Genomic DNA, 12,924 nt, shown 5'->3' with positions numbered 1-12,924 from the left:
CGTCGGCACCTTAGAGGAAGTGACGACGGATCGCATGCGTGTTCACCGGGACCCGGGCCCGGCTCGTTGCCGGAGCGGTGTCCGCCGTCCGCCCGACGGGGGGACGGGCTCCGGGCATCAGCGGGTGAGCAGGTCCATGGCGAGCGGGAAGCCGGCGATCAGGACGACCAGCAGCAGGGTGCGCGGGTTGCCGAGGTTGACCGTCCAGCCGATGCCGAAGCGCTTGGGTACCAGGAGCGCCGGGTCCTGGCGGTTGGCGTAGAACAGGCCGCCGGCCCGCCAGTACCGGTCGTCGTCGTGGTGGACGGCGCCGGTGTCCGGTGCGGCGGTGCCGTTGGTGACGCCCTCGGGGACGGGGATCCGGCCGCCGTTCTGGCCGCTGAGGACCGCGGTGCCGATCACCAGGCCGGCGCCGGCCAGGGCGGGCACCAGCAGCGGGGTGAGGGACAGGGTGCGGTCGCCGTGCCAGATCTGCCAGGCGGCGGCCAGCAGGGTCAGGTCGATGCAGGCGGCCAGCAGCAGCATCGCGACGGCCATCCGCCCGAGGAAGCGGCGGTGCTGGTATGCGGTGGCGGCGGGCCGGGCCGGGTCGAGGTCGGCCCGGGAGCGGAAGGTGAGCCACATCAGCAGCAGCAGGATCGCCGTGAGCGCGGCCTGCGCGACGACCGGCGCGAAGGCGCTGCCGAGCGTCTTGGCGGCGAAGTGGTCGGCGGTGCCCGCGCCCTGGTAGTGGGTGGGCAGGCGGTCCGGCATGGACGGGTAGCGGACCACGCCCGTCACCGCCGTGACGACGAGGACGAGCAGCGCCGGTGCCGCCCAGAGCCAGGGGAAGCGCTCGGGATCGGTCCGCAGCGAGGTGTCGACCGCCACGGTCTGCCGCAGCCCCTGGAACCAGCCCTCCCGCTGCTTGACCGCGCGGATCGCCCGGCGGGCCCGCAGGTAGCCGGCCAGGCAGAGGGCGAGTGCCAGGAGCGAGGGCAGTGCGCCGTACCCGCCGTGCGGGCCGGCCAGGGTCAGTCCGGCGCCGGCCAGGACGAGCACCGCGCCCGCGCCGCCCAACAGCAGCCGGTACGCGCCGCGCTGTCGGGCGATCACCGGAGCGTCCGTGTACGCGGCCGGGACCCGTACCCCGAAGGGCAGGGTCGGCCCGGAGAGCGCCGGTGCGAGCCAGGCCGTCGCCAGCACCAGCAAGGGGGCTATCACGTTGCTGAACCACTCTCCGGTCGTCATGCCGGCTCTCCCAAGTCTGCTGTCAGGTGTCCCGGGTCGGAAGCGGAGCCCGGCGCGTGCTCCGGCGTGCGGCCCGGCGCGTGCTCCGGTGTGCGGTCTGCCGCGTGCTCCGGTGCGAACGAAGCGAGGGTCGTGCCGCAGGCGGCCAGGACGGCGGGCCCGCCGACGCCGTGCGCGACGGCCTCGGCGAGCAGGGTGCGCAGCCGGGCCTGCCACTCCTCGGTGAACTGGGCGGTCGGCGGGCCGGAGCGGGCGTCGCGCTGCACGACGGCTCCGCTCTTGCGGTTCACCCGGACCAGGCCTTCCTGCCGCAACTGGTCGTAAGCCTTGTTGACGGTGTGGAAGTTGATCGCCAGGTCAGCGGCGAGCTGCCGGGTGGAGGGCAGCGCACTGCCCTCGGCGAGTCCGCCGGAGGCGATGGCCTCGACGATCCGGTCCCGGATCTGCTGGTAGATCGGGATGTCGCCGCTCAGGTCGATGCTCAGGATCACGCCGGCTCCTGCCCGCTGTCGTTCTGCTCTATTACTTATAGAACAGATGGCCAGCCGGAGGCAAGGGGCGCGCGGGCGGTCCCGGGGGCGTGCATACGTGCGGGCGGGCCTGCTTGGCGCGGGGCGGGTGACGGTTGCTGCCGACGCGTCACCAGCGCCGGGTGGTCCACCAGCGGGCCTTGTACAGCTGCGTGCCGGTGAGGACCCGGGTGCCGTCCGGGCGGTAGAGCGTCAGCACCGAGGTGCACCAGACGCACGGGCCGCCCGGCTCGGGAGTCGTGGTGAGGATCCGCCCGGTGAGCGGGTCGTCCCCGACGCTCTTCACGTTCCAGCCGTCGTCGTGGCCGTCGTCGTGGCCGCCGCCGAGGTGCACCCGGGCGAAGGCGTCGCGCTCGGGGTCGTACTGCCAGACGTGGGCGCCGGTGGCGACCCAGAGCCGTCCGGGTGGGGAGTAGACGGGTGTCAGGTCGTGCCCGTCGGCCTCCGGCAGCGGGGTGCTGCGGACGCGCACCAGGGCGGGGGCGGACTGGGTGCCGGTCACCTTGTACGCCGTCAGTTCGCGGTTGCCGATTGCCCAGAGCAGCGCGTGGGCCGGGTCGTAGTGCACGCCGTGCGCCCCGGCGAGCGGGACCTCCGCGTACCGGTCGGCGCGCGGGCCCTGTGAGGCCGGGTAGAGGCGCAGCCAGCCGCCGCCGCTGGCGGTCACCGCCACGTTCCCGTCCGGCAGCAGCTCCAGGCTGTGCGGGTTGGCGGCTCCCAGGGCCGCCGCCCAGTAGACCTGCGCGCCCGGGTAGGAGACCACGGCGGCGAGTCCGCCCGAGGAGGCGGTGAGCAGATAGCGGTGGCCGTGCAACAGCCGGCTCTTGGCCTCGGAGGCCCCCCACCAGATCGAGGCCGGGTGCAGGTCGGCCAGGCCCGGAGCGCGGTCGGCGCTCCAGGACCAGCGCACCTCGTCCGGCCGGTCGCTCTGCTCCAGCCGGCCGCCCTCTTCCAGTCGGAGCGTGTGACGGCGGTCCAGCACCAGCACGGACCGCGACTGCTGATCCACCGCCACGATCTCCGAGCCGGGCAACCCGTCCGCATCGTCCGCAGGCCCCGGCGCGGCCCCGGCCGCCGAGACCGGCAGACCCACCGTCAGCAGCACTGCCAGTGCCGCCGCCCGTACGACCGCCGCCGTCCGCCCTCGCCGCACCGCACCCTCGCCTCGCTCGTCCCGCCCTGCCGGTTCCGATCACCAGACTCCGGCCTGCGGAGCGCGGGCGCGAGCCGCGTGGGCCGATCAGGAGGAGGCGGTCCGGCCGGAGCGGGGCCAGTGGCGGTGGTGGCGGTCGATGACGTACTCGTGGCCGTGCAGCCAACCCGAGCGGGCGCGGTGGGCGTCGGCGAGGTGCGGGTGCCCGGCGGGCAGGTCGGCGTGCACGTGGGTGAGCCGGGCCGGGTCGCGGGCCGGCCAGACCACGGCCGCCGTCGTGGCGCCGGCCAGCGCGACCGCCCCGAGGACGGCGGCGGTGACCGGCAGTCCGGCCCCGGCCGCGAGCCACCCGGCCAGCGGGTAGGTGAACAGCCAGCAGCCGTGCGAGAGCGAGAACTGCGCGGCGAAGGCGGCGGGCAGGTCGTCCGGCGCCGTCGAGCGCCGGATCAGCCGCCCGCCCGGGGTGAGTACGGCCGAGCAGGCGGCGCCGAGGGCGGCCCAGGCCGTCAGCAGCAGCGGCCAGGTCCAGCCGGTCGGCGGTCCGGCGGTGACCACCGCGACCAGGCCGAGCAGCACCGGCAGGGCGAAGGCGGCGGGGAGCATCACGCTGCGGTCCCGGGCCCGTTCCAGCAGGCGGGGCAGCGGCAGCGCGGCGGCCAGCGAGCCCAGGCCGTAGGCGCCGAGCGCGACGGAGACGGCTCCGGCGGAGCGGTGCAGGTGGTCGCGGACCAGCACGACGGTGTTCACGAAGACCAGCGCGCCGGCTGCGGCGACCGCGAGGTCGAGCGCCAGCAGGGCCCGCAGCCGGGGCGTCGCCCAGAACAGCCGGGTGCCGTGGACGGCCCGGGCCCGCACTCCGCCAGCCGGGCCGGCGGTCTCGGCCGGTGCGGGCTTGGGAAGCACGGCCGAGACCACCAGCGCGGCGGAGGCCAGGAACCCGAGCGTGGTGCCGGCGAACAGCCAGTCGTAGGAGACCAGGGTGAGCAGGCCGGCGGCCAGCGCCGGGCTGAACAGGCTCTCCAGGTCGTACGCCAGCCGGGACATCGACAGTGCGCGGGTGTAGTCGCGTTCGGCGGGGAGCACCTCGGGGATGGTGGCCTGGAAGGCGGGTGTGAACGCCGCCGACGCCGACTGGAGCAGGAAGATCAGCAGGTAGACCTGCCAGACCCGGTCGACGAACGGCAGGGTGAGGGCGACCCCCGCCCGGGTCAGGTCCATCGTCACCAGCAGAGCCCGCCGGGGGATCCGGGCCGCGAAGGCGCCGACCACCGGAGCGATGCCGACGTACGCGACCATCTTGACCGCCAGCGCCGTGCCCAGGACTGCCGAGGCGTCGGCCCCGGCCAGGTCGTACGCCAGCAGACCGAGCGCCACCGTGGCCAGCCCGGTGCCGGTCAGGGCGACGAGCTGCGCCGCGAACAGGTGGCGGTAGGTGCGATTGCGCAGTACGGCGAGCATGCGGTCCCGTCCCGTCCGGCTTCCGAGGGCCGCTCCAGCGTAGCCGCTTCGGGCAACGTGTGCATACCTGTGCACATGTCTGTGCTGTCGGCGCCCCGGTGGCCGGGCACGGGTGGCCGGGCGCGGCGGGTCGGTCGTGCGGTGGGTCAGTCGTGCGGCGGGAGGGCGCGGATCTGGTGGTCGGCGACGTTGAGCGCCTCGTCCACCAGCCGCCGCAGGTGGCCGTGGCGCAGCGCGTACACCGCGCGGCGGCCGTCCTTGCGGCTGGTGACCAGCCCGGCCAACCGGAGCTTGGCCAGGTGCTGGCTGACCGAGGGCCGGGCGGCCTGGCAGGCCTCGGTCAGGGTGGTCACGTCCGCCTCGCCCTCGCCGAGCCGCCGCAGCAGCGCGAGCCGGGTCCGGTCCGCGAGCAGGGCCAGCGTGGCGGCGGCCACCTCCAGCCGTTCACCGTTGCCGCCGGGGTCCTGCGCATGATGCGCAGGTGAGACGGGTGTGCTTGCGCTCATCCGCCCATCCTAGGGTCGGAACCTCCGCCGGCAGGCCCGCCCGGCAGCTCGTCGGCCCCGGCGCCGGGTCGCCGCTCCGCGTGCGCGGCACCGTCGCGGGCGGTCCGGGTCTCAGGCCTCCCGGCGCCGCAGTGCCGCCGGGGTGAGGTCGGCCAGGGCCGGGTAGCCGTCCACCGCCATGATCAGGTCGGCCTCGGCGAGCAGGGAGCGCAGGACGTGCACGATCCCGTCGGCGCCGCCGGCCGCCAGGCCGTAGACGTACGGGCGCCCGATGCCGACGGCGGTGGCGCCGAGCGCGAGGGCCTTGACCACGTCGGCCCCGCTGCGCACGCCGGAGTCGAAGAGCACCGGCAGGCCGTCGGCGGCCTCGACGACGCCGGGCAGCGCCTCCAGGGCGGGCAGCCCGCCGTTGGCCTGCCGGCCGCCGTGGTTGGAGCAGTAGACGCCGTCCACACCGCCGTCCTTCGCCCGGCGGACGTCCTCGGGGTGGTGGAGGCCCTTGAGGATCAGCGGGAGGCCGGTGAGCGAGCGCAGCCACGGCAGGTCGTCCCAGCCGAGCGGGTTGGGGAAGACGCCGGCCCAGTGCAGGACGGCCGCACCCGGGTTCTCCTCGGGGGTCTGGGCGAGCCGGCTGCGGAAGACCGGGTCCGAGGTGTAGTTGGCCAGGCAGTGGCCGCGCAGCTGGGGGAAGTTGGCGGTGGCCAGATCGCGCGGGCGCCAGCCGGTCACCCAGGTGTCCAGGGTGACCACGATGCCCCGGAACCCGGCGGCCTCGGCCCGGTGGACCAGGCTCGCGGCCAGCTCGCGGTCGGCGGGGGTGTAGAGCTGGAACAGGCCGGGGGTCGTCCCGAACTCCTTCGCCACCTCCTCCATCGGGTCCACCGACAGGGTGGAGGCGACCATCGGCACCCCGGTCCGGGCGGCGGCGCGCGCGGCGGCCAGGTCACCGTGCCCGTCCTGCGCGCAGAGCCCGAGCACCCCCACCGGAGCCATGAACACCGGCGACGGCAGCGACAGGCCGAACAGTTCGACCGACAGGTCGCGTCGCGCCGTCCCGGCCATCATCCGGGGGACCAGCCCCCATCGTTCGAACGCCGACACGTTGGCCCGCTGGGTGTACTCGTCCCCCGCGCCCCCGGCGACGTACGACCAGACGCCCGGCGGCAGCGCGGCCTCGGCCCGCCGCTCCAGCCCCGCGAAGCTCATCGGCAGCTCCGGCAGTACGCCGCTCAGCCCGTTGAAGTAGATCTCGTTCTGGTAGTCGCCGAACTGCCGGTCCATCAAAAAGCCTCACTGTGCGGGAAGTTCGGAACTTCGGAACTTCGGGACTTCGGAACTTCGGGACTTCGGGGTTTCGGCGCTTCGGCGCTTCGGGTCCGTGGTGTCGACGGATCGCGGTGCGCGGCCGGACGCCCGCGCGTTACCCGCCGAAGTTCAGGGCGTAGAGCGGCCGGAGGGCGGCCGGGGTGACGAAGTCCATCGGGACGGTACCCAGCACCGGCCGCGCGGAGTGGTCCAACGAGCCCAGGTAGCCGGTGAGCCGGGGGGCCATCGCCTCGGCGGCCTGCTGCGGCCACAGGCCCCAGCCGGAGGAGGAGGTGAAGGTGATGAACAGCTTCTGCGGGTCGGTGGCGGCGCGGGCCGCGTCCAGGTGGGCTGAGGTCTCGGGCCACTTGCGGGAGGCGATCTCGAAGATCGTGCCGATCTGGTAGTCGTCCTCGATGTCCGTCCGCGCGCCGCCCCACGGGATGCCCGGGAGGGCCGCGTTGTCGGCGAGCACCACCACCTTGCCGCGCACCTCGCCGAGTTGCGGGATGCGGTCCTCGGCCCAGAACAGGCCGGGCCAGTTCGCCTGGTAGGTCGCGAAGACGGCGAGGAAGTCCGCGTCGGAGACGGTCGAGTACTCCTGCTTGACCCGCATCAGCACGGTCTCCTGTGGGTGCCGGGTCAGGAAGTCCTGGCACTGGTTGAGCACGTCGCCGAAGAAGATGTGCTGGAAGAAGGAGCTGTGGTGGATCGCGAAGACGCCGTTGATGTCCCGGCAGCGGATGTCGAAGAACCGGGCACCGGCCGCGAGTTGGTCGGGTATCGACAGCGTCTGGGTCTGCGTGATCGGGCCGCCGTAGAGCGAGCAGGTGTCGTGCGTGCCGGGGATGGTGAGCCGGGAGAGGTAGCTGTCGGAGGGCACCGCGCCCAGCCAGTCCGACCCGCCGGGCAGGTCCGCCGCCCGGGCGGGCTGCCCTGCGGAGGCGAGCCAGCCGCCCGTGGTGAGCAGTGCCAGCGCCGACCGGCCCAGGGTGCGCCGGCTCAACCGAGTGCCCGTCAGATCCATCTGCCTGGTCCCGTCTTCCGCCCGTGGCTGATTGCCATGCTCATTATCGGGAGCGGGAGAGGTCAGGCATAGACCCGTGCGCGGCCCGCCGGACGGTCGTCCGGGCGGGCCGCCGCCGGTGGGTCAGGCGACCCGGGACAGGTAGCCGTTGTCGATCAGCCACATCACGTTCAGCCGGGTCGGGCTGCCGGGGAGCAGGGTGGCGTCCAGCTGGTACTGCCAGCCGTAGCCGGGCTGGCCGAACCACGGCGCGATCGGTCCGGCATCCACCGTGAAGGGCTTCAGGACCTGGTAGTCGTGGTAGTTGCAGGTGGCGGCCGGGGTGCTGACCAGACTCTGCGGCGGGATGGAGCGGCTCCCGTACGAAATGCCCTCCGGCGCCAGGAACGAGCCGTACTCGCTGCCGAACCGGTCGATCCGCTGGCCGGGCTGGAGGGTCTGCTGGATCTCCAGCGGCTGCCCGTCCGGCAGCAGGACGTAGCCGTTGGACGGCGGGTACTTCCAGGAGCCGGCGGCCGAGTCGTAGTAGGTGGCCAGGAAGCTCTGCACCGGCAGGCCGCCGGTCCGCTGGTAGCCCCACAGCTCGCGGCCGACCGGCCCCCGGGTCGGCAGCTGCTCCGGCCCGAGCCGGGCGTCGTTCTGGAAGGTCGCAGTGGAGCACTCGTCCGCCGGAGTGACGTCCGCCCGGGTGGCGGCCGCCGACTGGGCGGCTGTGGGTGCGGTGGGCGCGGCGGATGCGGGTGCCGCGCCGACCGCCATGGTCCCCGTGAGCAGGGCCGCAGCCGCACCGACCGCCGCGAAAGTCCGTCGAATCCCCATCAAGTCTCCCTATGGCCAGGGCCGTTGACACAGGTCACCCCGAAAGGGAACGAGAGTGACCGATCGGACACAGATAGCGATCATCAAATCGGTCCTGCCACTGCCACGTCAACTACTGCCACTCCGGTTGCCCGGATATGACGTCACGTCACTCTCGTGGCGGGGCGGTACGGACAGGCTTGTGCGGGCCGGCCGGTCCGTACGGTCCCGGGTCAGGCGGGCTGGTCGGGCGGGTGGCCGTGCAGGGCCGGCGGTTCGGCCCGCGCCGGAAGGCGTTCCGTCTGGACGGGCGTACGGGCCCGCGGCGGTCCGGGCTGGTCGGGCCGCCGTCCGGGGGTCAGCCGCCGGAGCACCAGCTCCACCTGGACCCGGGCCGCCCCGGCCTGGCGGAGTTCGGAGACCACGGTGCGCAGTTCGCGCTGGTCGACGCAGGCCAGGTGCAGCTCCAGGTCCGCGTCGCCGGCCAGCGCCAGGCCCGACTCGACGGCGGGGAGCCGCTCGGCCAGCCGCTCGAAGTCCAGCGGCACCGGCCCGTAGCTGACCCGGGCCAGGGCCCGCAGCGGCCGCCCGAGGCCCCTCGGCGTGGCGGCCGGTGCGGCGACCGGTGGGCCGATCGGCGCGGGGGGTGAGGCGGCGGGCGGCGGGGGGAGCGACGGGCCCGACGGCGCCCCGGTCGTCGGCCGGGGCACCGTCACCACCGGCGCCGCCCGGCGGGGGGCTCCAAGGGTGCGGGGTCTGCGCAGATCACAGCTGCTGCTCCGGAGGGCGGTGGAGAACGTCGAGGGGTCCACGGTGACCCGCTCTGGGCAGCTGTGACAATACGCCGAAGTGGGCCGCCCGTTGCGCCTGCTGACGCTTCGCTGACTGTCCGGCCGCCCGCACCGGCGGTGTCCTGACGGTGTCCTGACGGTGAACCGGGTCAGGCGGCCTGCTCGTGCTCGTGCCACGCGAAGGGGGCCAGCTGCTCGTCGGTCACGGCCCCGGTCATCCGGTTGGCGAGCGTGGACAGCGTGTAGGTCCCGATGCCGAGCACGACCTCCAGGGCGCTCCGGGGCGTGTAGCCGTGCGACAGGAAGGCCTGGAGCGGGCCGTCCTCGACCGCGCCGGCGGTGGCCAGGACCTCCAGGGTGAAGACCCGGACGGCCTCCAGCCGGACGTCGGCCAGCGGCTGCCGGTCGCGCAGCGCGGCGATCAGCCCGGGGTCGGCGCCCAGCCCGGTCAGCTTCGCGGTGTGCATGGCCACGCAGAGGTGGCAGCCGTTGCGGGTCGCGATCGTCATGACGAGTACTTCCCGTTCGAGCGGGGCCAGCGAGGTGGACTCGAAGAGCGCGCTGAGCTTGAGGAAGCCTTCGAGCAGCTGCGGCGACTCGGCCAGCCTGCCGACGGCGGAGGGGAGGTGGCCCAGGTGCTTGGTGGTGGCCTCCATGGACCGGCGGGAGCCGGCCGGGGCGGAGGCGAGGGTGTGGTCGACGAAGAGGCTCATGGGGTGCTCCTGGCGTAAACTCGACAACGTGATTGACGAAACCGTAAACCAGGTTGTCGAAAATGGCAATGGCGAACACCGGCAGCCCGGCGGTCCGACGCCCCGGCCGGGCCGGAACCAGGGGCGGAAGCCCGGCCAGGGCCAGGGCCAGAGTCAGGGCCGTCCGGGCTTCGCGCTGCCCCTGCTGCTCTTCGCCGGCTTCCGCTCGCTGATCGACCAGCTGCACGAGGAGCTGGCCCGGCAGGGCCACCCCGAGGTGCGTCCGGCGTACGGATTCGCGATGCAGGCGATCGGGCGCGACGGCGCGACGGCCACCGAGGTCGGGCGACGGCTCGGCGTCTCCAAGCAGGCGGCCGGCAAGACCGTCGACCGCCTGGCGGCACTCGGCTACGCCGAGCGGGCCGACGACCCTGAGGACGGGCGGCGCAAGCTGGTCCGGCTCACCCCGCACGGGGTCGACGCGCTGGCCCGGTCGGCCGCGATCTTCGAGGAGCTGCACGAGCACTGGGCCGCGACGCTGGGAGCCGAGCGGCTGGACGCGCTGGAGACCGACCTGGTCACCATGGTCCCGGCGGGCGGCATCCGGCTGGACGTGGCGGGGTGGTTCGGCGGCTGACGGCTGGCGGCTCCGACGGCGGCCGGTCCGCCCGGCCGCCCGGCCGGTCCGCCCGTCGGGCCGCTTGTCCGGCCGCCCGTTCGCCCGCCACCCCGCTCGTTCGCGCGCTCGATCGTCTCCCGGGGGTTGCCGCACTGCGCCACATGGATGATCTGATCTGCATATTCGATACTTCGGGCGCCGTGGCGCGCGCCACGCCCCGGTGGGGCCGTGCCTGCGGCTTACGCTCGCGAATGTGTTCAATCTGCCCCAGGCGCTCAAGCGTCTCGTGATCGGTCAGGCCATGCGCAGCGAAGAGCTGGGCGAGACCCTGCTGCCCAAGCGTCTGGCGCTGCCCATCTTCGCCTCCGACCCGCTCTCCTCGGTGGCCTATGCCACCGAGGAGATCCTGCTGGTCCTCACCGTCGGCGGCACCGCGTTCCTCTACCTGACCCCGTGGATCGCGGCGGGGGTCGTCGCGCTGATGGCCGTCGTGGTGTTGTCGTACCGTCAGGTCGTGCACGCCTACCCGGACGGCGGTGGATCGTACGAGGTGGTGACCCGGAACCTCGGCGACCGGCCGGGCCTGGTGGTGGCGGCCGCGCTGCTGGTGGACTACGTGATGACCGTCGCGGTCTCCGTCGCCTCCGGGGTGGACAACATCATCTCCGCCTTCCCGAGCATCGGCGGCGGTCGGGTCGCGATGGCGGTCGGCTTCGTGGCGCTGCTCGCGGCGGTGAACCTGCGCGGCGTACGGGAGTCGGGGCGCGCGTTCGCGGCGCCGACGTACCTGTTCATCGGCGGCATCATGCTGATGCTGGTCACCGGCTTCATCAAGATGATCTTCGGACATACGCCGGTGGCGTCCAGTGCGCAGTACCGCATCATCCCGACCGACCACAACAACACCCTGGCCGGCATCGGGCTGATCATGCTGGCGCTACGGGCCTTCGCCTCCGGCTGTACGGCGCTGACCGGCGTCGAGGCGATCTCCAACGGTGTGCCGGCCTTCCGGCCGCCGAAGTCGAAGAACGCCGCCACCACGATGGCGGCGATGGGAATCACCGCCGTGGTGATGTTCGTCGGCATCACCGCGCTGGCGCTCGTCACCAAGGTGCACAAGACCACCGACACCTGCCAGCTGGCGGGCTACCCGGGCGACTGCAGCACCGCCTCGCAGCCGACCGTCATCGCCCAGCTGGCGGCCTCGATCTTCGGCGGGGACCGCTCCGTCCTGTTCTACTTCATCCAGGCGGTGACCGCGCTGGTCCTGGTGCTGGCCGCGAACACCGCCTTCAACGGCTTCCCGCTGCTGGCCTCGATCCTCGCCCAGCACCGGTACCTGCCGAGGCAGTTGCACACCCGTGGCGACCGGCTGGCGTTCTCCAACGGCATCATCGCGCTCGCCCTGGTGAACATCGCGCTGCTCTGGGCGTACAAGGCGAGCGTCAACAACCTGATCCACCTCTACATCCTCGGGGTGTTCACCTCGTTCACGCTCTCCCAGATCGGCATGGTCCGGCACTGGAACGAGCTGCTCGCCACCGAGACAGACGCCGCGGCACGCAACGCCGCCCACCGGTCCCGGGTGATCAACGGCTTCGGCGCCTGCGTCACGGCGCTGGTGCTGGTGATCGTGATGCTCACCAAGTTCACCCAGGGCGCCTGGCTCGCGGTGGTCGCCGCCCTGGTGCTGTTCGGGATGATGCGGGGCATCCGGCGGCACTACGACGCCGTCGCGGAGGAGCTGAGCGTCGACGACCCGCACTCGGAGGCGGTCCGGCCCGCGAAGGTGCACGGCATCGTCCTGGTCTCCAAGATCCACAAGCCCACCCTGCGGGCGCTCGGTTACGCCCAGGCCTTCCGGCCCGACACCCTGGAGGCGCTCAGTGTCGCGGTGGAGAAGGACTCCACCGACGAACTGCGGGAGAAGTGGAACGAGTTCGACATCCAGGTGCCGCTGAAGGTGCTCGACTCGCCGTACCGGGAGATCACCAAGCCGGTGGTGTCGTACGTGCGGGCCGTCAAGCGCAGCACCCCGCGCGACGTCGTCGCGGTCTTCATCCCGGAGTACGTGGTCGGCCACTGGTGGGAGCACCTGCTGCACAACCAGTCGGCGCTCTGGCTGAAGAGCCGGCTGCTCTTCACCCCCGGCGTGATGGTGATCAGCGTGCCCTGGCAGCTCGCCTCCGCGCCGCGCGCCGACCACCCCGCCCGCCGGGCGCCGGGCTCGGTGCGGCGAGGGGAGCCCGCCCGCTCGGGTGGCGGCAAGGACTCCGGCAGCGCGTAGCGGCTCCGCCGGGGGAGCAGGCTACGCGGCGGCGGGGGGCGTGAACGGCGGCGCGAGGCGGTGGGTGCGGCGGCGCACCCAGCGCCTCGCGCCTTCCCCGTCCCCCATTCCAGGCGCGCGTCGCCGGGCGGCCGGGTCTCGAATGTGTGAAGCGCGTGTCAAGGCGGCGTCAAGGACGCGCAGTCACCCGTATGGACCCCGTCAGGGGGAGCCTTGGCGCGGTTCCGACCTGGTGTTCTGATCCAGCCGGTCTTCCTCCGGCGCCGTGCGGGCCGTTCCGGCCGTTCACGGCCTGGTCCTGAAACCACTCTGGGTGGAACTCATGCCCGATCTCATCTTCGTCGGTGTCACGGTCGCCGTGTTCGCCGTCATCGCCCTGATCGCACGGGGGGTGGAGAAGCTGTGAGCGCCGAGAACATCGCAGGTCTGCTTGTCGCCGTCGCGCTCGTCGGCTACCTCGTCGTGGCATTGATCTACCCGGAGAAGTTCTGAGCATGAGTGAGCGCAGCGAAAGAATCATGAACACCG

Annotated in this window: 13 protein-coding genes; 3 read left to right on the top strand and 10 right to left on the bottom strand. The window is 73.2% G+C overall.

The genetic code is table 11. From position 1 onward, the window contains the following. Nucleotides 1-117 precede the first annotated feature (117 nt). The 10 genes from ABD330_RS23115 to ABD330_RS23070 all read right to left on the bottom strand — a co-directional run bounded on the left by ABD330_RS23115 (nucleotide 118) and on the right by ABD330_RS23070 (nucleotide 9,511). Complete coding sequence (locus tag ABD330_RS23115; protein WP_344467867.1) at nucleotides 118-1,230, bottom strand: DUF1648 domain-containing protein; 1,113 nt, start codon at nucleotides 1,228-1,230, stop codon at nucleotides 118-120. Then, entirely contained in the window at nucleotides 1,227-1,721 is a 495-nt protein-coding gene (locus tag ABD330_RS23110; protein WP_344467866.1) for a GntR family transcriptional regulator, read from the bottom strand. The genes ABD330_RS23115 and ABD330_RS23110 overlap by 4 nt, the downstream gene beginning before the upstream one ends. A gap of 148 nt (nucleotides 1,722-1,869) precedes the next feature. Next, nucleotides 1,870-2,913, bottom strand: a complete 1,044-nt coding sequence (locus ABD330_RS23105; RefSeq protein ID WP_344467865.1) for a DUF6528 family protein — start codon at nucleotides 2,911-2,913, stop codon at nucleotides 1,870-1,872. Nucleotides 2,914-3,000: 87 nt separating this feature from the next. Beyond that, nucleotides 3,001-4,371 (bottom strand): MFS transporter, encoded by a 1,371-nt coding sequence (locus ABD330_RS23100; RefSeq protein WP_344467864.1) that lies wholly within the window; start codon nucleotides 4,369-4,371, stop codon nucleotides 3,001-3,003. Nucleotides 4,372-4,517: 146 nt separating this feature from the next. Further along, nucleotides 4,518-4,877 (bottom strand): ArsR/SmtB family transcription factor, encoded by a 360-nt coding sequence (locus ABD330_RS23095; RefSeq protein ID WP_344467863.1) that lies wholly within the window; start codon nucleotides 4,875-4,877, stop codon nucleotides 4,518-4,520. Between the two features lie 111 nt (nucleotides 4,878-4,988). Next, nucleotides 4,989-6,158, bottom strand: coding sequence for an alpha-hydroxy-acid oxidizing protein (locus tag ABD330_RS23090; RefSeq protein ID WP_344467862.1), 1,170 nt, complete (start codon nucleotides 6,156-6,158; stop codon nucleotides 4,989-4,991). A 139-nt stretch (nucleotides 6,159-6,297) separates the two neighbouring features. Next, entirely contained in the window at nucleotides 6,298-7,209 is a 912-nt protein-coding gene (locus ABD330_RS23085; protein ID WP_344467861.1) for a phosphatidylinositol-specific phospholipase C, read from the bottom strand. 123 nt (nucleotides 7,210-7,332) lie between these two features. Next, the gene (locus ABD330_RS23080; protein ID WP_344467860.1) at nucleotides 7,333-8,028 is read right to left on the bottom strand and encodes a TNT domain-containing protein; all 696 of its coding nucleotides are present in this window, start codon (nucleotides 8,026-8,028) and stop codon (nucleotides 7,333-7,335) included. A gap of 212 nt (nucleotides 8,029-8,240) precedes the next feature. Further along, nucleotides 8,241-8,819, bottom strand: a complete 579-nt coding sequence (locus tag ABD330_RS23075; protein WP_344467859.1) for a hypothetical protein — start codon at nucleotides 8,817-8,819, stop codon at nucleotides 8,241-8,243. 128 nt (nucleotides 8,820-8,947) lie between these two features. Beyond that, on the bottom strand, nucleotides 8,948-9,511 hold the full coding sequence (locus ABD330_RS23070) for a carboxymuconolactone decarboxylase family protein (protein WP_344467858.1): 564 nt from the start codon (nucleotides 9,509-9,511) through the stop codon (nucleotides 8,948-8,950). 28 nt (nucleotides 9,512-9,539) lie between these two features. Here ABD330_RS23070 and ABD330_RS23065 point away from each other — a divergent pair, with 28 nt between their 5' ends. The 3 genes from ABD330_RS23065 to kdpF all read left to right on the top strand — a co-directional run bounded on the left by ABD330_RS23065 (nucleotide 9,540) and on the right by kdpF (nucleotide 12,888). Continuing rightward, the gene (locus ABD330_RS23065) at nucleotides 9,540-10,127 is read left to right on the top strand and encodes a MarR family winged helix-turn-helix transcriptional regulator (RefSeq protein WP_344467857.1); all 588 of its coding nucleotides are present in this window, start codon (nucleotides 9,540-9,542) and stop codon (nucleotides 10,125-10,127) included. A gap of 235 nt (nucleotides 10,128-10,362) precedes the next feature. Continuing rightward, the gene (locus ABD330_RS23060; protein WP_425555614.1) at nucleotides 10,363-12,396 is read left to right on the top strand and encodes an APC family permease; all 2,034 of its coding nucleotides are present in this window, start codon (nucleotides 10,363-10,365) and stop codon (nucleotides 12,394-12,396) included. A gap of 402 nt (nucleotides 12,397-12,798) precedes the next feature. Beyond that, nucleotides 12,799-12,888 carry a K(+)-transporting ATPase subunit F gene (gene kdpF / locus ABD330_RS23055; protein ID WP_344467856.1) on the top strand — a complete coding sequence of 30 codons (90 nt, stop codon included), beginning with the start codon at nucleotides 12,799-12,801 and terminating at the stop codon, nucleotides 12,886-12,888. Nucleotides 12,889-12,924 lie beyond the last annotated feature (36 nt).

It is taken from the genome of Kitasatospora kazusensis, from assembly GCF_039529945.1.
Taxonomy (GTDB): domain Bacteria; phylum Actinomycetota; class Actinomycetes; order Streptomycetales; family Streptomycetaceae; genus Kitasatospora; species Kitasatospora kazusensis.
This window is presented reverse-complemented; position numbering and strand designations above follow the sequence as displayed.

Coding starts and splice junctions, on each gene's coding strand:
- ABD330_RS23115 (WP_344467867.1), bottom strand. CDS start 1,230: ATGACGACCGGAGAGTGGTTCAGCAACGTGATAGCCCCCTTGCTGGTG.
- ABD330_RS23070 (WP_344467858.1), bottom strand. CDS start 9,511: ATGAGCCTCTTCGTCGACCACACCCTCGCCTCCGCCCCGGCCGGCTCC.
- ABD330_RS23100 (WP_344467864.1), bottom strand. CDS start 4,371: ATGCTCGCCGTACTGCGCAATCGCACCTACCGCCACCTGTTCGCGGCG.
- ABD330_RS23080 (WP_344467860.1), bottom strand. CDS start 8,028: ATGGGGATTCGACGGACTTTCGCGGCGGTCGGTGCGGCTGCGGCCCTG.
- ABD330_RS23085 (WP_344467861.1), bottom strand. CDS start 7,209: ATGGATCTGACGGGCACTCGGTTGAGCCGGCGCACCCTGGGCCGGTCG.
- ABD330_RS23090 (WP_344467862.1), bottom strand. CDS start 6,158: ATGGACCGGCAGTTCGGCGACTACCAGAACGAGATCTACTTCAACGGG.
- ABD330_RS23095 (WP_344467863.1), bottom strand. CDS start 4,877: ATGAGCGCAAGCACACCCGTCTCACCTGCGCATCATGCGCAGGACCCC.